General features: G+C 42.0%; 15 protein-coding genes. 12 read left to right on the forward strand and 3 right to left on the reverse strand.

Features of this window, described 5'->3' with window-relative positions; genetic code table 11:
• Positions 1 to 157: 157 nt before the first annotated feature.
• The 10 genes from FD723_RS14985 (at position 158) to FD723_RS15030 (ending at position 11,912) form a co-directional block, all read left to right on the forward strand.
• Entirely contained in the window at positions 158 to 1,051 is an 894-nt protein-coding gene (locus tag FD723_RS14985; RefSeq protein WP_179066017.1) for a MetQ/NlpA family ABC transporter substrate-binding protein, read from the forward strand.
• Positions 1,052 to 1,136: 85 nt separating this feature from the next.
• Positions 1,137 to 2,030 (forward strand): MetQ/NlpA family ABC transporter substrate-binding protein, encoded by an 894-nt coding sequence (locus FD723_RS14990; RefSeq protein WP_179066018.1) that lies wholly within the window; start codon positions 1,137 to 1,139, stop codon positions 2,028 to 2,030.
• 145 nt (positions 2,031 to 2,175) lie between these two features.
• Complete coding sequence (locus FD723_RS14995) at positions 2,176 to 3,153, forward strand: methionine ABC transporter ATP-binding protein (protein ID WP_179066019.1); 978 nt, start codon at positions 2,176 to 2,178, stop codon at positions 3,151 to 3,153.
• 81 nt (positions 3,154 to 3,234) lie between these two features.
• Complete coding sequence (locus FD723_RS15000; RefSeq protein WP_179066020.1) at positions 3,235 to 4,422, forward strand: LLM class flavin-dependent oxidoreductase; 1,188 nt, start codon at positions 3,235 to 3,237, stop codon at positions 4,420 to 4,422.
• A 476-nt stretch (positions 4,423 to 4,898) separates the two neighbouring features.
• A complete protein-coding gene (locus tag FD723_RS15005; RefSeq protein WP_179066021.1) occupies positions 4,899 to 5,555 on the forward strand; it encodes a methionine ABC transporter permease in 657 nt (218 codons plus the stop codon).
• A 113-nt stretch (positions 5,556 to 5,668) separates the two neighbouring features.
• Positions 5,669 to 6,526, forward strand: a complete 858-nt coding sequence (locus FD723_RS15010; protein WP_179066022.1) for a MetQ/NlpA family ABC transporter substrate-binding protein — start codon at positions 5,669 to 5,671, stop codon at positions 6,524 to 6,526.
• Positions 6,527 to 6,822: 296 nt separating this feature from the next.
• Complete coding sequence (locus FD723_RS15015; protein ID WP_179066023.1) at positions 6,823 to 7,029, forward strand: hypothetical protein; 207 nt, start codon at positions 6,823 to 6,825, stop codon at positions 7,027 to 7,029.
• Between the two features lie 29 nt (positions 7,030 to 7,058).
• Complete coding sequence (locus tag FD723_RS15020) at positions 7,059 to 8,273, forward strand: MFS transporter (RefSeq protein WP_179066024.1); 1,215 nt, start codon at positions 7,059 to 7,061, stop codon at positions 8,271 to 8,273.
• Positions 8,274 to 8,620: 347 nt separating this feature from the next.
• Positions 8,621 to 9,688: an NADPH dehydrogenase NamA gene (gene namA, locus FD723_RS15025; protein WP_179066025.1), complete on the forward strand. Its 1,068-nt coding sequence runs from the start codon at positions 8,621 to 8,623 to the stop codon at positions 9,686 to 9,688.
• A gap of 904 nt (positions 9,689 to 10,592) precedes the next feature.
• Complete coding sequence (locus tag FD723_RS15030; protein WP_179066026.1) at positions 10,593 to 11,912, forward strand: MFS transporter; 1,320 nt, start codon at positions 10,593 to 10,595, stop codon at positions 11,910 to 11,912.
• Positions 11,913 to 12,204: 292 nt separating this feature from the next.
• Here FD723_RS15030 and FD723_RS15035 read toward each other — a convergent pair whose 3' ends face one another.
• Genes FD723_RS15035 through FD723_RS15045 form a run of 3 tightly spaced genes read right to left on the reverse strand, consistent with a single transcriptional unit; the run spans position 12,205 to position 14,184 of the window.
• Positions 12,205 to 13,029, reverse strand: coding sequence for an ABC transporter permease (locus tag FD723_RS15035; protein ID WP_179066027.1), 825 nt, complete (start codon positions 13,027 to 13,029; stop codon positions 12,205 to 12,207).
• Between the two features lie 5 nt (positions 13,030 to 13,034).
• Positions 13,035 to 13,187 (reverse strand): hypothetical protein, encoded by a 153-nt coding sequence (locus FD723_RS15040; RefSeq protein ID WP_179066028.1) that lies wholly within the window; start codon positions 13,185 to 13,187, stop codon positions 13,035 to 13,037.
• Positions 13,188 to 13,191: 4 nt separating this feature from the next.
• On the reverse strand, positions 13,192 to 14,184 hold the full coding sequence (locus FD723_RS15045; RefSeq protein WP_179066029.1) for an ABC transporter substrate-binding protein: 993 nt from the start codon (positions 14,182 to 14,184) through the stop codon (positions 13,192 to 13,194).
• Positions 14,185 to 14,816: 632 nt separating this feature from the next.
• Between FD723_RS15045 and FD723_RS15050 the strand changes: the two genes are divergently transcribed.
• Together FD723_RS15050 and FD723_RS15055 are read left to right on the forward strand one after the other, a co-directional pair.
• Complete coding sequence (locus FD723_RS15050; protein ID WP_179066030.1) at positions 14,817 to 16,658, forward strand: vanadium-dependent haloperoxidase; 1,842 nt, start codon at positions 14,817 to 14,819, stop codon at positions 16,656 to 16,658.
• Between the two features lie 634 nt (positions 16,659 to 17,292).
• A complete protein-coding gene (locus tag FD723_RS15055) occupies positions 17,293 to 18,339 on the forward strand; it encodes a hypothetical protein (RefSeq protein ID WP_218651825.1) in 1,047 nt (348 codons plus the stop codon).
• The last annotated feature ends 32 nt before the right edge of the window (positions 18,340 to 18,371 follow it).

Consider the following 18,371-nt stretch of genomic DNA (forward strand, 5'->3'; position numbering starts at 1 on the left):
AGGAGTCAGAATCAATATTCTCGCGGACTCACTAACTCTGAGCTTTCCATAATTTGCACAGAATTTAACTCTGTTAGCGGATAGCTAAGGTTTAGCCCATTCTGACTCCTAACTCCTGAATTATTCTTTATTAATTAACAAAAAAAGAGGCGACCGCATGAAAATTCCTTTGATCAAAATTAACCGCCGCTTCTTTTTAATCGCGGTTACATCATTTGCAGCATCCACAGTATTTACTAGCTGTAGCTCACCCAATTCTGCCTCTAATCCCGCACCAAATCCGGCAGCAACACCAGCAGCTAATACTGTCACTACGGCAACGAAAGAGAAAGTCAAAATTGGAGTTACACCAGTACCCGCAGGAGAAATTTTAGAATTTGTCAAAAAGAATTTAGCACCAGAGGTAGGATTAGATATTGAAATTGTTACTTTCAATGATTTTGTCCAAAATAACTCAGCACTTAGGGATGGACAAATCGATGCTAATTACTTTCAGCACGTCCCCTTTATGGAAGACTATGGCAAGCATAACAATATCAAAATGGTTGCTTTTAATCCTCCAATTCACTTAAATCCAGTCGGAGTTTATTCCAAGCGCCACAAATCTTTAGCTGAAGTCCCGCAAAATGGACTTGTCACTATTCCTGATGATGCTAGCAACGCTAACCGAGCTTTGAGGGTGTTAGAAAGCGCTAAATTAATCAAGCTAAAAGACAATCTTAAAGGAGTAGCAAGTGTCAAAGATATTGTTGAAAATCCCAAAAAACTCACAATCAAAGAAATACCAGGAGCGCAGGCAATTCCCTCACTACCTGATGTGGATTTAGCAGCAATAACAGGTAACTGGGTTGTCCAAGCAGGGATGCGAACTGATAAAGATGCTTTAGCGTTGGAATCTGCTCGAAACCCAATTTATGCAGTTACTCTGACTACGTTACAAGGAAAAGAAAACGACCCCAGAATTAAAAAAGTCTATCAATTGCTCCGAGATCAAAAAGTTAAGGATTTTATTAAAGAAAAGTACAAAGGTGCTGTGCTGGCAATTCCCTAATGATGTGAGTTTTTAGATGTAATTTTGGAGTTAAAAAAGCCAGTTAATCTTTTTAGCTCCTCCAACACTATACAAAGGCGATCGCATGAAAAATACTTTAATCAAAATTAACCGCCGCTTCTTTGTAATAACTGCTATATCATTTACAGCATCCACATTATTTGCTAGCTGTAGTTCACCCAATTCTCCCTCTAATACCGCAGTCAATACATCAGCAAAAACAACTGCTAATACAGTTGCAACTACACAAGAAGAGAAAATAAAAGTTGGAGTTTCACCTGTCCCAGCCGGAGAGATTTTAGAATTTGTCAAAAAGAATTTAGCACCAGCAGCAGGACTAAACATCGAAATCGTCACCTTTAGTGACAGTGTGCAAGACAACTTCGCACTGAGGGATAAACAAATAGATGCTAATTACTTTCAGCACCTACCTTTTATGGAGGACTTTGGGAAGCAACACAATATCAAAATGGTAGCCTTAAACCCTCCAATTCATTTGAATCCAGTTGGCATTTATTCCAAACGGCATAAATCTTTAGCTGAGGTTCCTAAAAATGGGTTAGTGATTATTCCTGGCGATATCAACAATGCTCATCGCGCGTTGAAGGTACTAGAAGAAGCTAAGTTAATCAAGCTGAAAAATAATCCTGGGGTTTTAGTAAGTATTAAAGATATTGTCGAAAATCCCAAAAATTTGCAAATCAAAGAAGTTATATCTGGTCAGCTGTTACCCTCCCTTCCTGATGTCGATTTAGGCGTGATGACAGGTGCAACAGTTCTAGCAGGAGGAATGCGAACAGATAAAGATGCTTTGGCATTGGAATCAGCTAAAAACCCACTCTATGCGGTTACTCTTACTACTTTGCAGGGGCAAGAGAATGACCCCAAAATTCAGAAACTTTACAAATTGCTCCGGGATCAAAAAGTCAAGGATTTTATTAAAGAAAAGTATCAAGGTGCAGTAATTCCTATTCCTTAGCAAAAAAGTCAATTTTTTGAAGGAACCACAGAGGCGCAGAGGACGCAGAGAGAAGAAAGAAATACTTAACTGAATCGTATTGCAATATAAGTTTCTTTGCTTTCTCAAACAAGACATATATCCTTTTTTTGGAGTAATTCTTAAGATGATTACATTTACTGATGTACGCAAAGTTTATCACCAAGGAAATCAAGAGATCGTAGCACTGGATGGCGTTAGCTTTGAGGTCAAACCAGGTGAGATTTTTGGAGTTTTAGGACAGAGTGGTGCAGGTAAAAGTACCTTAATTCGTTGTGTTAATCAATTAGAAAAGCCTACATCGGGTTACGTCACAGTCGATGGACAGGAAATTACCAAACTCTCCGGTATCAGGTTGCGCCAAAGTCGTCAGCGAATTGGAATGATTTTTCAGCACTTTAACTTACTCAGTTGCAGAACTGTGGCGGAAAATATCGCTTTTCCTTTGGAAGTGATTGGTTACAGCAAACTGAAGCAACGGGCAAAAGTTGAAGAATTAATCTCACTAGTTGGTTTAGCAGGTAAAGCGAATGCTTATCCAGCACAACTTTCGGGCGGTCAAAAGCAACGGGTTGGTATTGCTAGGGCGCTAGCTGGTGAACCAAAAGTATTGCTTTCTGATGAAGCGACTTCAGCACTTGATCCTCAAACGACGCGATCAATTTTGGAACTATTGCGCGATCTCAATAAGCGTATGGGGCTAACAATTCTGCTGATTACCCATGAAATGGGCGTAGTTAAGCAAATCTGCGACAGTGTAGCGGTACTCAATGCTGGCAAGGTTGTAGAACAGGGGCGAGTCAGCGATTTAATCGCCAAGCCAGAATCACTTCTCGCCCAAGAAGTTTTTCCGCGTCGCAATGGACATTTAGCACGTCCTGGCGCAGTGCTAGCAACGATCGCCTTTGCCGGAGAACAAGCCAAACAACCAATCTTCGCCACTTTAGCACGTCGTTTTGATGTTGATATCAATATCCTCAGCGGTAGCGTCGAAACCGTAGGCGATCGCCGCGTTGGTCAATTTCACATCGAACTAGAAGGATCAAAGATTACGCAAGCCTTGAAATATCTACACGAATCAGAGTTTGAGGTAGAAGTGCATTAGAGTTCCGAGTGCTGAGTTAGGAGTTAGTTATTCTCCTCCTCCCCAATTCCCAGTCCCCAATCCCCAATCCCCAATCAAACTATGAATGCAATTGATACTACTTTACTTAAAACACGTACCATAGCGGCTAGTCCGGTAGATTATCCCGATAGCCCGTTGTCACAAGCTTTACGACAGCCCGTTTTACTCGGATTATTCTTACCTATTCATCATGGTGGTTGGAGTTCGTCAGACTTACCGCGTACTACTGACTGGTCATTTGACTATAATGCCAAGCTGACCCAAAAGGCTGAGGAACTCGGTTTTGACCTCGTTTTCGGCTATTCTACTTGGCAGCCTAAAGGTGGACAAGGCCCGACACGGACGGAAGCGGGTTTAGATGCCTTCATCACCACTGCATCCCTTGCCAGTATTACCTCACGTATCCTACTAATCTCGACAATTCACGTACTTTACGGGCCGTGGCATCCGATCCATCTTGCCAAATTTGGTGCAACCCTTGACCACATTTCCAAAGGTCGATGGGGTATCAATGTCGTCACCGGACACCGGGCTTATGAGCATGAATTGTTCGGCTGGAGTCAGATCGAACACGATCGCCGCTATGAACTTGCCGATGAATTTGTCTCTATCCTTGAAAGACTCTGGTCTGAAACCGAAAACTTTTCTTATCAGAGTCAGGCTTCTTGGCAGTTTAAGGATGCTTATATTAGCCCGCGATCGCTTTATGGTCGGCCGATTTTGGTTAACGCCACTGGCTCCGATGCAGGTATCAATTTTGCAGGTCGCCACTCTGATATCGTGTTCATCACTAGCCCAGGTGGTGGTGACATCGAAAGCGCCCTATCCTCGCTACCCGCTCACACTGCCCGTGTCAAACAATCTGCGATTAATAATGGCCGACAAGTACGCACTCTCCTAAATCCGCTGATTGTCGTGCGCGAAACCGAACGAGAGGCGGAAGAATATGCTCAAGCAATCATCGACCACGCCGATCGCGAGTCGATCGCTGGACGTTCTCGCTTCACCAGCGATGCACATGCCTGGAAGGGGCATCAAAAGGGCAATCTGCGGCATGGTGTCGGTAGTGCGATCGGCGGTAATGTCCAACTGATCGGTTCCCCTGAGCAGATCACCGAACAACTTCTGCAACTAAAAGAAGCTGGTGTTGATGGCTTCCAACTCGCCTTCTACGATTTTGAACCCGATCTTGATTTCTTCGGCAAGCGCGTTCTCCCACTACTAAAACAGGCAGGATTGCGACTCTGACGCTTTACACCATTTTCAATCCAACCAACATCGTTAATCGGCTGTAGGGGAACTCCAAGAAATAAATTATCCAAATGTTTGTTGTGGGGTGGGCAACATGAGCGCCCAGTTTATAGGGCAATACAGTTCAGATAAGACCAAAACACTTGTAGAGACGGCGATTTATCGCGTCTTTTTTGCCAGTCGCCCTTAATCCAAGAGTATTGGTTTACAGGGCGGGCGAGACGCCCACCCCACAAGAAGTAGTTGAGTATTTTTTTATTTGGAAGTTCTTAGAGGCCTACATCTGTAAGCCCCTACCCTTGTTTTTTATCTTCATCTATGCAAATCTTATAGTCAATACAACGCTAACTCTATTGATTTATCGTAGTATGCAATCGCCGCGTTGGTCAATTTCACATCCAACTAGAAGGATCAAAAGTAACCCAAGCCTTGAAATATTTACCCAAATCAGAGTTTGAAGTGGAGGTTTATTGATGCAAGGGCAAGAATTGCTGCAAAGTTTATGGCTGGCTACTGGTGAAACCTTTTACATGGTGAGTATATCAGCGGTAGTAGCGATACTTTTAGGTTTGCCTTTGGGCTTAATCTTGGTGATGACAGGGCCAGGGAACCTGCTAGATTTTCCCCAGGTACATAAAGTGTTGGGTGCGATCGTCAATACTGGGCGATCGTTTCCCTTTATTATTTTGCTAGTGGTATTGACACCACTAACGCGATTGATCGTCGGTACTTCCATCGGTAGTACGGCCGCGCTAGTTCCCCTAACCCTCGCCGCCATCCCATTTTTCGGCCGCATCGCTGAAACCAGCATTTTGGAAGTTGATAAAGGACTAATAGAAGCCGCCCAAGCAATGGGTTGTAACTATTGGCAAATCGTTCTTAAAGTATTGATTCCAGAGGCTTTCCCATCCCTGCTGTTGGGTATGACAATTCTGGTTGTGAGTCTACTGAACTCTTCTGCAATGGCTGGGGCCGTTGGTGGTGGCGGCTTAGGTAATTTGGCAATTCAATACGGCTACCAACGATTCGATGTTGGCGTGATGATTTCCACCATTGTGGTTCTGATTGCCCTAGTGCAAATCGTACAGTTTTTAGGCGATTTACTGGCGCAGCGAACAAGAAAACGATAAATCGCCATTTTGCCAGGATTCGTAAACTTTTCAATCTTCTCTCTGCGTCTTCCGCATCTTGTAGAGAAAGCGGTTAGTTCACCTCCAATCTTGAATCACCAAGAATATTGCTCATGAACATACAACATCCAAAAATTAACCGCCGATTTTTCCTCACAGCTTTAGGCTCGTTTACCGCCTCCATCCTCTTTGCTAGCTGTAGCCAACAACAAGCTCAAATAACTTCAAATACGGCCCAAGCAACGGCACAAAAAGAAGTCATTCAAGTTGGGGTGACGGGAATTATATCTGAAGATATTTTGAAGTTTGTAAACACTAAGCTAGCACCTCAAGAAGGATTAGAAGTAAAAGTTGTTACTTTTAATGACTGGATACAACCAAATACGGCTTTAAGAGACAAAGTAATTGATGCCAATTTTTTCCAACATCGACCTTTCATGAATAATGCAGTCAAGGAACTCAAAATCAATTTAGTCCCATTAAATCTAGTTTCCTTAAGCACACTCGGTCTTTTTTCAAAAAACCTTAAATCTGTGAATGAGGTTCCTCAAAATGCCACTGTCACAATTGCCAATGATGTGATTAATAATGACCGAGGATTGAGGTTACTGGCAAGCAATGGCTTAATAAAACTTAAGGAAAATACCAAAGAATTTGTAACTCAAAGAGACATAGCCGAGAATCCGAAAAAATTGCGAATCAAGGAAGTAGAAGGAGTCCAGGTAGTTCGAGCTATTAATGATGTAGACTTCATTGTTTCTTCGGCTCAAACCGTTGCTCTAGCAGGAATTACACCGCAATCTATGGGACAGGAGACAGCTAAAGATAAAAAATATGCTTTGGCATTAGTTACATTACAGGGTCGAGAAAATGAGCCAAAAATTCAGAAGCTAAATAAGTTACTTAACGATCCACAAGTTAGAGATTTTATTAACAAGCAGTATCAGGGACGAATAGTACCTGTATTTTAAAGGTGGTGAAAGAATGAAGAAGAATTCAGAAGTCAGAATTCAGGAGCCGGAGATGTTACGCGTAGCTTGCTTCTCTGTAAGAGTACGCCGACTCGCTACCAGTCGGAGATACCCTGCGGGAAGTAAGCTAACCAAATTTTAAATTTGGTGTGAGTGCAAAACACCGATTATTCATTCTGAATTCTGGCTTCTGACTCCTGAATTCTGTTCGATGAAAAATGACAATTTTGTTACTTCATCTTTCCAAAATTAGGAGTTACGAAACTTAAACTTGAGCATTACTGGAGAGTAAAATCATGTTTTTTGGACAAATTGAAAAAGAATTGCTTTGTGGAGAAATTTGGTCAGTTTGGCAAACAACGAAATTACCAGAACATCTACAGTTATTAGCGGATCAAGAACTAGGAAAACGCGATATTTGGGAATTACAGACCCAAAAGCCTAAGAAAAAGTCTAATCATCTAAATCTTGATGATGATTCTAGTCATTCAACAAGTATTTAAGCTACTATTCAATATTTTGGTGCATCATAATGAGTTCTAAAGAGCATACTGCTCTAACCACTGATAGCAATTCGCTGACGCAACGGAGTACTGTTTTAACTTTAGCGATCGCTTGTGGTTTAGCAGTGGCCAATGTCTACTATAATCAGCCGCTACTAGCTGATATGGGACGTAGCTTGAATATCTCTGTCCAACAAGTGGGATTTATTCCCACTCTTACCCAAACTGGCTATGCAGTCGGACTACTATTATTAGTCCCTTTGGGCGATCGCATGGAACGCCGCTGGTTAATTGTTACTATGCTAGGTTTGCTGGCTGGTATCTTAGTGCTAGAGGCTACAGCACCTAATATGGCTTGGCTTTCTGTGTCAAGTTTCGTACTTGGCTTCTGTAGTATAGTAGCACATCTAGTTATTCCACTAGTCGCCCAACTAACACACCCTTCAGAGCGGGGTAAAGTTATTGGAACCCTACTCAGTGGTATGATCTTCAGCGTTCTTCTCGCCCGTTCAGTCAGTGGGATAATTGGGGAATATCTGGGTTGGCGAGCCGTATATGGCATCTCAGCAGGTGTAATGCTTATCTTAGCTTTTGTGATCCAAGGTCGGATACCTGTAAGTAAGCCTTCATCTACCCTGTCATACCAGCAACTAATGCAGAGTCTTGTGCAACTAGTTCGTGAGCAGCCTGTATTACGTGAAGCGGCGCTGAATGTTGCACTAGTATTTGCAGCCTTTAATGCTGCGTGGGTGACTCTAGTTTTTCTGCTAGAATCTCCCGCGTATAATTACGACAGTCGAGTTGCAGGTTTATTTGGCTTAGTTGGCTTAATTGGCGTTTTTACCACCCCAATTGTTGGACGAGTAGCAGATAGGCGGGGCCCCAGAATGTTAATTGGAGTAGCTGTTGTACTATCTCTATCAGCTTTTGTCATCCTTTGGATAGCTGGTGGAACTCATTTGATCGGTCTTATATTAGGGGTGCTGATTCTGGACTTAGGAATGCATACTGGTTATGTTTCAAATCAAATCCGCGTCTACAACTTAGTTCCAAATGCTGAGAGCCGTTTGAATACGGTATACATGGTTACAAACTACACTGGCGGCGCACTCGGCTCTTTTCTTGGTACTTATGTCTGGGGATTGTGGCAATGGAACGGCGTTTGCGCCTTGGGATTATTTTTGTTGACAGTGGCGTTTATCGCTCATTTCAGTGTACGTAAGAGAAAATCTACAGTAGTTTAACTGGTTGTGGAGACTGGGGATTGGGGATTGGGTACTGGGAAATTATTCAAAACTTGGGAGGGATCAAAATCGAATGGGACTAAGAAAATCTGAAAGGCTTGTGTCACCTCGTTCCCAGTCTTCAGACTGGGAACGTATTCCCAGAGGCTCTGCCTCTGGTCAATCCACTGGAGGCAGAGCCTCCCACAATCGTTTCCCAGCCTGGAGGCTAGGAACCAGTCAGTCCAAGGGCTGTGTCTTAACTTAGTATCATTCGAGTCAAAGTCCCTTACATAATTCTTACGAGTAAAATCCCCAGTCCCCAATACCCAATCCTTTTTACCTAGAAAGAGAAGGAATCAATATCAATGGCACATCTGTTTGAACCATTCAAAATTCGTGAAGTTACCTTTCGCAACCGCATCGCCGTTTCACCGATGTGTCAATATTCCAGTACAAATGGATATGCTAACGATTGGCACTTTATTCATCTAGCGTCTCGCGCAGTTGGCGGTGCTGGGATAGTGATCACAGAAGCGGCAGCTGTGGAACCACGTGGACGCATTAGCCCGCAAGATTTGGGAATTTGGTCAGATTCACATATAGAAAGTTTAGCCAAAACTGTGGCATTAATTCATAATTTTGGTGCTGTTGCAGGTATTCAACTTGCTCACGCAGGTAGAAAGGCCAGCACTGCCAAACCGAGCAAAGGAGGAAAAGCACTAGATGAATCTCAGGAAGGTTGGCGACCTGTAATTTCGAGTAGTGCGATCGCTTTTAGCCAAGATAGCCCAATTCCAGAAGCCCTTAGCCTTGAGGGAATTCAAGAAGTTATTGACGCCTTTGCCCAAGCAGCTAAACGTTCTCTACAAGCTGGTTTCAAGGTAGTGGAAATCCATGCTGCCCACGGTTATCTACTGCACCAATTTCTCTCACCCCTTTCTAACCAGCGTCAAGATGATTATGGTGGTAGTTTTGAAAACCGGACTCGCCTCCTCAGAGAAGTAGTTCAAGCTGTCCGAGAGGTTTGGCCCCAGACACATCCACTCTGGGTACGCATCTCCGCCACTGATTGGGTAGATAATGGCTGGGACATTGAGCAAAGTATCGCTTTAAGCGACAAACTCAAATCTCTAGGAGTTGATCTCATCGATACTTCCTCAGGAGGTACTATACCAGGCGTTCATATACCAATTAAACCTGGTTATCAGACTGAGTTTGCCGAACGCATCCGCCGCGAAGCTAATATTCATACAGGAGCCGTGGGGTTAATTACATCCCCGGAACAAGCTGACGAAATTATTCGTACAGAAGTAGCTGATATAGTGCTGTTAGGACGTGAACTCCTCCGTAATCCTTACTGGCCACATCTGGCAGCTAAACAGCTAGGACACGATAAACTCTGGCCTGTTCAATACGATCGCGCTTGGCTATAATTTCACCCATACTAAATTCTTACTTTTCACGTCATCTGAAAAAGCTCTTTTCTTTGTGTTCTCTGTGCCTCTGCGGTTATATAAATTGCTTCTAAACAGCAGAGACGCGGAGAGCGCTGAGAAAAACAAGAGATTTTATAAGTCATCTTGCAAAGGCTTTCCTTGTTCCCATAGCAACAATGGGAACGAGAAACCAGGTAAGTAATTAGGAGACTTTATCGGGCAAAATCCAGGCGACTAATTCAACACTGATATCAAAGCCAGTTAAAACATACTTACATATTCGGCCAGACATGATATGATACATAATCTAGTCGTAGTCTCTGTATTTTTTTGCTCTAATAGTAAGCACACAAACTTTCTGTTTTACGAACATTAAGTATTGCTAATACTAATTCAGGGCTGGTAATATGCAGATTTGCTAAAACTTCATCAGAAAAATTAATAGAGACGTTGCAAAGCAATGTCTCTATTCGTGTCCTTGTCTGTGCAAATTATCTTATCCAAATAAAGGAAAAAGCATGAACAAAGTGAACGCAAAGCGACGCTACGTAAATACAACGAAGTAGGATGAAAACTTTTAAGCTATGGTAGTCTGTCTTATTAATTTTGAGGAGTTACAAAAGTTCCTAGCTAAGTACAACCCACCACAAAAAGAGTATGGAATTTAATTATTCGTAAGTTGGGTGGTAGCAAGATCCCCGTAAGTAGCGGTACACAGTCAAACCCAACATCAACCCTTGATTTTTCCGAACCAATTTTACGGTGACGTGTACTTAGTAAGCGGCTTTAGCTCTTGAAATTGAGCGATAAATCGCTGAATACGAACTACTAACTCAGATTTTCAAGTGAAGTCTATTCTGACAAAACAGGGCTGCAAGAACTTTTAATCAGGGAAAGAATTATGATACCAAGTAATAGAGAAAACTTCCAAAAAGAAAAGCTAAAGCTTGTTTCTTTTGAACTTCCACCTGCACTTAAATCTGTAAATTTTTCTTGTTTTGTTATTGGTGAAAGCTTATCTTTTTTTGGGTCTTGGATGACACAAATTGCTTTAGTATGGCTAGTTTATCAACTAACTAATTCGGCCGTATTAGTTGGTGTAGCTGGATTTACAAATCAAGCGATGGGCTTGGTCATTACTCCTTTAGTAGGAGTTTTATTAGATCGTTGGAACTTACGATATGTCTTATTAACTACTCAGTTAGTATCTATTTTTCTCTCTTCTACCCTAACGTTTCTAACTCTTAGTGGTAACATCAACGTTGTATGGATTATTGTCATTGGTACACTTCAGGGAACAGTAAAAGCTTTTGATTTACCAGCACGTCAGGTAATTATTCCCAGACTTTTGGATAAAAAATCAGATACTTATAGTGCAATGGCTTCCCATTCATTCTTGATTAACACAGCGAAGTTTGTTAGTCCGATGATTGGGGGTTTACTGATTGCCAGATCTGGTGCAGCTTCCTGTTTTCTCGTAGATAGTATTAGTTATCTACCCTTTGTATCTGCAATCTTAACTGTCAAAGTAAACCCAGTTATACATAATTCATCTAATCACAAGTCCCAGATTTGGAACAACCTCAAAGAAGGGTTTGTTTACGCATACAAATTTTTACCAATTAAATACTTATTGATATTGCAAATTATTGTCTGTTTTATGGGAATGACCCATGTCAATTTAGTACCAATTTTTGCTCAAGAAGTTTTGAAAGGTAACGCAGAAACTATGGGTTATCTGATGACAGCTTCGGCACTTGGTTCTATAATTTCAGGTGTTTATCTCATTTCCAGAAAAAATATCATCGGATTAGGAACAATCATCGCAACTTCTACAGCCATTTTAGGTTTAGGGTTAATAATTTTTTCCCGGTCAACTAATCTAAATATTTGTCTAATATTCATGTTTATCATCGGCATGAATAATAGTCTCACTTTGGCTTCAATTAGTAACTTTATGCAATCGATTCTGCTTGAAGAAGATAAAAGAGGTAGAGTAACCAGTATCTTTACAACTGGTTTTTTAGGAATACTACCTTTTGGTAATTTATTTTTCGGAGCATTGGCAGGTTACTTTGGTGTTAGTAATGCTTTAATGTTTGGTGGTATCTGTTGTATTTTCGGAGCATATTTCTTTAGTAGACAACTACCAAAAATAGGAAAAATAGTAGATCCAATTTACGCTCAGTTGGGGTTATTTCCACAGTCAAATAAAGGCTAAGTACAGTCCACCCAAAAAAGAGTATGGAATTGAATCATTCATAGGTTGGGTGGTAGCAAGATCCCCGTAGAGGTACGTAGTGAAACCCAACATCAACCCTCGATATTTCCAAACCTCTTTTACGGTGACGTGTACTAAGTACAACATTTCATTAATTCATAGCGAATTAACTTTGGCAAAACTCTGCGTACCTCTGCATTTACCTCTGTGTTCCTCTGCATTGAAAAAAGTTACGAACTTATGCAAAGCTTTAGATGTTTTGTAGAGGCAATCACCTAATTATATCAACTGTTTAACTACGTTTCATACCCCATTTTTGCACTGTGTTGATTTCAATTAATCGAAAAAGATAATTGACAGCTAAACCCAAAATTGCAATTACCACTAATCCAGCAAATACGCGATCGGTTTGTAGAAAGTAGCGACTATTATTAATCTGCCATCCCAAACCGCTGGTAGCACCTCCTGAACCAAACATTAATTCAGCGGCAATCACGGTACGCCAACCAAAAGCCCAAGCAGTTCTTAAGCCTGTTAAGATGTGAGGTAATGCAGCCGGGAGCATAATTTCTCGAATCAATTTAAAACCATCTAGACCAAGGTTTTTACCCACCATAAGAACCGTTGGGTTGATAGTACTGAGTCCCATTTCTGTATTTAGGGCAATTGGCCAAGTTGTCGCATGGGCAGTAACTATGATAATAGAAACAGAAGTGAACCCAAACCAAATCATTACTAGGGGTAAAATAGCGATCGCAGGTAAGGGATTCAGCATCGAACTCATCACAATTAGCAAATCTTGACCAAAACGAGAAACTTTAGCGAAAGCTGCTAAAGCTGTACCCACAATCACACCCAAGACCATACCGATACATAACACAGACAAAGTACTGAGTGTTGCTTGTAGCAGTTTTTGACTCAATAAGTCGTGCCACAGTACTTCTAAAACTGCTATTGGGCTAGGAATCAGCAAGGCAGGAACTTGGGCAATCCATACATACAATTGCCAAAAAATCAATAAGCTACAAAAAATTACTCCGCGCCTGAAAGTACTACTAGTTTTGAGATCAGCATATAACTTCTCAAATTTATCGGAACTTGCTGTTGTTCGACTCACGAATTTCATACTCTAAAAGCCTCACGTCGGGAATAATTGCCGAGTAAACTTTCTAGATAAGCAGCAACTTCGACAAACTTATTAGTATTGATATACTTACCTGGGCTGTAGCTATTGCGTACATTTTTTGCTAGAATAAAACCCTCGAAATTAATCATTAAGTTAATCTCCCCCAGAACCTTTAAGCGGCGGTAAAATTAATTCATCGATTGATTTGGGCTGCTTGTTTAATATGCCAATTTCATGCATAAATGCTCCATATTGGAGGAAGGCTCTTGGCTCAATTCCATAAGCAACTGCTTTATTCGTCAGCCATTTTTTATATTGTTCCTGTGAGACTTTTCCGCCATCTATTTCTGAGAGAATTTTGGCCGCTTCATCAGGTTTTTCATTCACGAGTTTAGTAGCATTAGCAATTGCGTTATATAAAGCTTTACCAAACTCAGGATATTGATTGTAGAATTTTTCAGTCATAAATACACTAGCGGCGCTAGTCTTACCAAAAATATCAGAGCTTTTAATAATTACCCTACCACCTTGTTCAACTTCCTGAAATTGAAAAGGTGGCGTTGTAAAATGTGCATCAATTTGACCCGTTAACAGCGATTGCAAACCTAGCGGGTGAGAAATCACTTGGAAGTTTTGATCGAGTGCGGTGGGATTTCCTAATTCTTTTTGCGCCACCTTTCGGACTACAAGTGCTTGTATCCCATCTAGAGATGGTAAACCAATTTTCATTCCTGGCTTGATATCTTTGAGACTTTTGATATTGGGATTTTTCGTTATTAACCAAAACTCACTATAGTTGAGTGAAGCTAATGTTTTCCAGCCCACACCTTTATCCCAACCGACAAGAAACGCACCAATCCCACTTGCACCAGCTTGTATTTGATTAGCGATAATTCCATCTCTAATAGCTGCACCATTCGATAATTCTTGCCACTCAAATTGTGTCTTGGGAAATTTTTTTTCTAAAATTTGCTGCTGCTTGACGATAAGTAGATTAGCGTAATTAATTCCAGGTTGATAAGCAATTGTTACTTTTTTTGGTACTTGTGAAGTAGTTTTATTACTAGAAGCACAAGCGACAAAGACAAACATCAATAGTGCTAATCCAATCAATAAAATCCACGTTCTAAATCTCTTGAATATCATGATTATTTTTTGCTTTGTTTAAGATATTTATGTTATTTTTTAATTTAAACGAAAGTATCACACAGCTAGCAGCAAAAAACAAGGTATTTGCAAGTTAGACCCTACGGAAGGTTCGGCCAGAACGAGAGAATGAAAACTTCTTCCTCTACTCCTCATCTTGTTCTGCCGTAACTCCTCCAGGACTTTCAAGCCCTTGGCAAGTTTATTGTAAAAACCTCTTGATTTTGATCGCCGTTTGTGAGAAAGTCTGATTTAACATTAAAATACGGTAAATCGATAGACTTGCAGATATTTGCAGTCTGACTGGAAGAAAGTGCAGCTCATATAGCGACTCTTGAATCTTGGCAACAAGCTATCGGACTGATTCAGACTACGGAAGTGTAATAACCATACGATGAGAGCTTGAGTATTAGCATTAAATACTTAGATAATTGTCGGGAGAACAATCTCCAATGCAAGTTACTTGCTAGTAGAACAATCCCAGATTTCATCACAAATTCAGTGAGATTGCCATCTTTTTATAGAGGTGGGTATTCCGTGTGTGGCTCAAAGTCATTCTAGCTTTTAGCCGCTCATGTATTTACTTATGGCTGGATTTTTGAATTATTTTTTGCCAGTGGAGAACAACTTAGATGCAAGCAGATCCCAATTCTCATCATGATTCTGAAAAAAATGCTCAGGCTGATAGTGAAATAAGCAAAACTAAGCAATTTCAAACTAACGCAGGTAGTAGAAGATTATTCCTTGGTCGCGCCAGCAGACGCTCATTTCTCGGTCGCGCCGGCTTATTTAGTGCAGCTAGTGTTGTCGCCGGAGTTTTTAGCTCATCCTTTTCCTTGAAGAAAGGAGAAAATATTGTCCAGGCTCAGGAACCTGCTGTCAAACCAAAATATAGCGACTTACGCGAGAAAGCCTTTCAAGTGCGTACAACAGCAGCCAAGGTTAATCGGGAAATTCCCATTCCTCCCCATCCCACCAATGGAGATGAGGCGAAGTACGCCAACAAAATTGCCACAGATACACGAGGATTGCCCCATAATCAACTGGGCGAAGTGGATCTGAAGGCTTATCAATCTTTGATTAATGCGCTGAACTCTGGCGATCCCAACGAGTATGAAAAGATTATTTTGGGTGGCAAACGGAAGCTGGTACAACCGCTCACCCCATTAGCAATTAGCTTGAGTGGGGTGAATACTTGCCAATTGGCGATTCCAGTACCACCCACCCTGGATAGTGCAGAACAGGGGGCTGAATTCCTGGAAATTGCTTGGCAACAACTCTTACAGGATGTACCTTTTAGCGAATTCCGCAATGATACAACTAACCCGCTGATTCTGGCGGCGGTTAAGGATCTGAATCGGTTATCAGCATTTAAAGGGCCTAAACAAAACGGACGGGTTACACCCGAACTACTGTTTCGAGGCACCGCAATTTACGTTGATGCCTCTGGTAAAACGATTTATCACACCCTACCAGGGGTAGATTTGGGCCCTTATGTTTCCCAGTTTTTACTGCGTCCAATACCCGCAGGAACGCATAGTTATGCTCAACTTAACCGGGTTCCTCTAGCTATTCCCGAAAATAGTTTCCAAACTAACTATGACGAGTGGTTGCTAGTACAAAATGGTGGCGATCCTGGTCGAACGATTAAGTTTGACTCAACCCGTCGCTACTTTATCAACGGGCGCGACCAGTCAGAGATTGCCCACACGCCGCCACCAGTCTATACAAATGCAGCTTTGATTCTACTCGCCAAGCCAGTCAGTGATAATCCCCTAGCTGGCGGTGTTGGTTCACCTTACAATGCTGGCAATCCTTACAACAAGTCGAAGACACAATCTGGTGGTTCTGGAACATTTGGCCCAGGGTATTCACAATCTCTGATCGGTTGGGTTAGTCCACATGCAATTAGAGCAGCTTATTGGCAAAAGTATTATGTACATCGTCGTCTAAGAGCCGAGGCTTATGGTGGGTTAGTTCACAACAACAAGGTGAATAAAACCAACTATCCGATTCACTCTGAAGTTTTCCAGTCAGAAGCACTCGATCGCTTCTTCAGCAAAAATAAATCTTATCTGCTACCCCAAGCTTTTCCCGAAGGCGCACCGTTGCATTCTTCTTATCCAGGGGGCGCTTCGGTGTCGGCGGGTGCTAGCGTCACAATCTTGAAGGCCCTATTTGATGAGAATTATGTGATTCCGAATCCGGTAGTGCCCGATCCCAAAGATCCCACCAAGTTGATTCCATATCAAGGGCCACCATTGACAGTAGGCGGTGAATTGAACAAATTAGCGGCGAATATTGGCTTAGGTCGTGATAGTGCAGGGATTCACTGGCGCACAGATGCAGCCGCATCGTTAGCTCTTGGCGAAGCGATCGCCATTGGTATCCTGAAAGACGAGAAACTAACTTTCCGCGAAAAATTTGAAGGTTTCACGTTTACCAAATTTGATGGGACAAAAGTCACGATTTAAAGCTTTCACTGTTTAGAAACTTCCAAATAAAAAATATCCAACCAACTATTTATTGTGGGGTGGGTGACACGATAGCCCAGTATATAGGGCGCTCATGTTGCCAACCCCACAAGATTGGATAATTTATGAAGAAGGGGAAGGGGGAAAGGGAAAGGGGGAAAGGTAAAAACCGTACTGCGTCACGCTCCGCTAACGCCCGCAAGTGGCGCGAAATAATCCAAATTTTATGAGGAAGGTAAAAACCGTACTGTGTCCCGCTCCGCTAACGCCCGCAAGTGGCGCGACCTGTTCATCTCTTTCCCCTTTCCCCTTTAACCGAATGGCACTAAGAAAAGCTATAAGCTTTGCCCTAACTGGTTCCCAGCCTCCAGGCTGGGAACCCATTCTCGGAGGCTCTGCCTCCAGGGGGCTGACCAGAGGCAGAGCCTCTTGGAATACATTCCCAGTCTTCAGACTGGGAACGAGATGACACAAGCCTTTCGCCTTTTCTTAGTGCCATTCCCCTTTAACCTTTTCCCTTTTATTTCTTGGAAGTCCCTTAGAAAGGCAGACTTGGAGACGCGTTAGCAGAACAAAAGTGCAATGTCGCGTCTCTACCATTGCTTTGCATCCTATTGAGTTGAAAAATTCCCCAATGTCTAGTCTTCGGAAATTTTACTCGCGATGCTTGCGGCGGGCTACGCTTACGCAGTTTGTGTTATTGAGCATAGTAGTAGCGATCGCCCTCTTGATCTCTACAACCCCAGCATTCAACACCAAGAATACAGTATCAGCACAAGAAGCATCGCCAGACATAGAACTAGCTCAGAAAATCGGCAAAGAAATTATTGCGGCTTGTCCCGTCGTCTCTGATGCTAAAAATTTAGCTGCCTTCAACTCCTGCGCTGACAAACTCGCGAAGCTAACAATCTTGCGCGAAACTATGAACGTACCCTTTTTATGGGGCGCTCAAAATAAAGTTGGTAACTATAATCTCAAAGATAATCAAAAAACCGAATTTGATCCCTTGGTATGGCGGCGTACTTACCTCTCTACCTTTATGTTTAAAGGTGAACCCAAGGTTGAACAGGTAAATAATCTGATTGTCATCCACCTTTTTACTCAGTTTCGGAATCAGCTTGATATTGGAGATTTTCCTTATCCGTTCTGGCACTCATCAAAAAAATGGGATTCTTATCAGCAAACTACAGAATTACTTTTCTTTCTAGAACAAAAGAAGCTGATCGGTTCGCTACGTTCAGCAGTAGTTGATCCCAAGCGTCCAAAGGTAAATCATGCCTGGGATGGTAAATGGGTTTGGAATGACGCTAAGGGCAAGAAGCAGCCTTATGTGACACTATATACACATTTATTTTCTCCATCGAACCCATACGTGACTAAAGTTGATGCTGCTTATCGGGCATTGGAGGTCAAGCTGAGGGAAAATGCTTGTGTTGTCTGTCACAGTCCAGACAACGCCGCCAAGCAGAATCCTATATTAATACTGAATTATCCGAATCAGGCTCTCACCTTACGACATGAAACGGTGCGCCAAATCAAAGAAAAACTCATGCCTCCTCCAGATGGGATTGCTAACGATCAAGAGCGACAACAGCTTATTGAACTCGCTCAGAGATTTGCCCAAGCAGGCGATCAAGCTCTTGCTTACGAAGGTGAAAAAATAACTTCTGAAAAAAATTAATCCCAATTATTAACCCCAGTAACACGATTGAG

Origin of the sequence: Nostoc sp. C052 (assembly GCF_013393905.1) — a bacterium.
Lineage (GTDB): Bacteria > Cyanobacteriota > Cyanobacteriia > Cyanobacteriales > Nostocaceae > Nostoc.

Coding starts and splice junctions, on each gene's coding strand:
- FD723_RS15030 (WP_179066026.1), top strand. CDS start 10,593: ATGATACCAAGTAATAGAGAAAACTTCCAAAAAGAAAAGCTAAAGCTT.
- FD723_RS15010 (WP_179066022.1), top strand. CDS start 5,669: ATGAACATACAACATCCAAAAATTAACCGCCGATTTTTCCTCACAGCT.
- FD723_RS14995 (WP_179066019.1), top strand. CDS start 2,176: ATGATTACATTTACTGATGTACGCAAAGTTTATCACCAAGGAAATCAA.
- FD723_RS15055 (WP_218651825.1), top strand. CDS start 17,293: ATGTCTAGTCTTCGGAAATTTTACTCGCGATGCTTGCGGCGGGCTACG.
- FD723_RS14990 (WP_179066018.1), top strand. CDS start 1,137: ATGAAAAATACTTTAATCAAAATTAACCGCCGCTTCTTTGTAATAACT.
- FD723_RS15015 (WP_179066023.1), top strand. CDS start 6,823: ATGTTTTTTGGACAAATTGAAAAAGAATTGCTTTGTGGAGAAATTTGG.
- FD723_RS15000 (WP_179066020.1), top strand. CDS start 3,235: ATGAATGCAATTGATACTACTTTACTTAAAACACGTACCATAGCGGCT.
- FD723_RS15005 (WP_179066021.1), top strand. CDS start 4,899: ATGCAAGGGCAAGAATTGCTGCAAAGTTTATGGCTGGCTACTGGTGAA.
- FD723_RS14985 (WP_179066017.1), top strand. CDS start 158: ATGAAAATTCCTTTGATCAAAATTAACCGCCGCTTCTTTTTAATCGCG.
- FD723_RS15040 (WP_179066028.1), bottom strand. CDS start 13,187: ATGATTAATTTCGAGGGTTTTATTCTAGCAAAAAATGTACGCAATAGC.
- FD723_RS15050 (WP_179066030.1), top strand. CDS start 14,817: ATGCAAGCAGATCCCAATTCTCATCATGATTCTGAAAAAAATGCTCAG.
- namA (WP_179066025.1), top strand. CDS start 8,621: ATGGCACATCTGTTTGAACCATTCAAAATTCGTGAAGTTACCTTTCGC.
- FD723_RS15020 (WP_179066024.1), top strand. CDS start 7,059: ATGAGTTCTAAAGAGCATACTGCTCTAACCACTGATAGCAATTCGCTG.
- FD723_RS15045 (WP_179066029.1), bottom strand. CDS start 14,184: ATGATATTCAAGAGATTTAGAACGTGGATTTTATTGATTGGATTAGCA.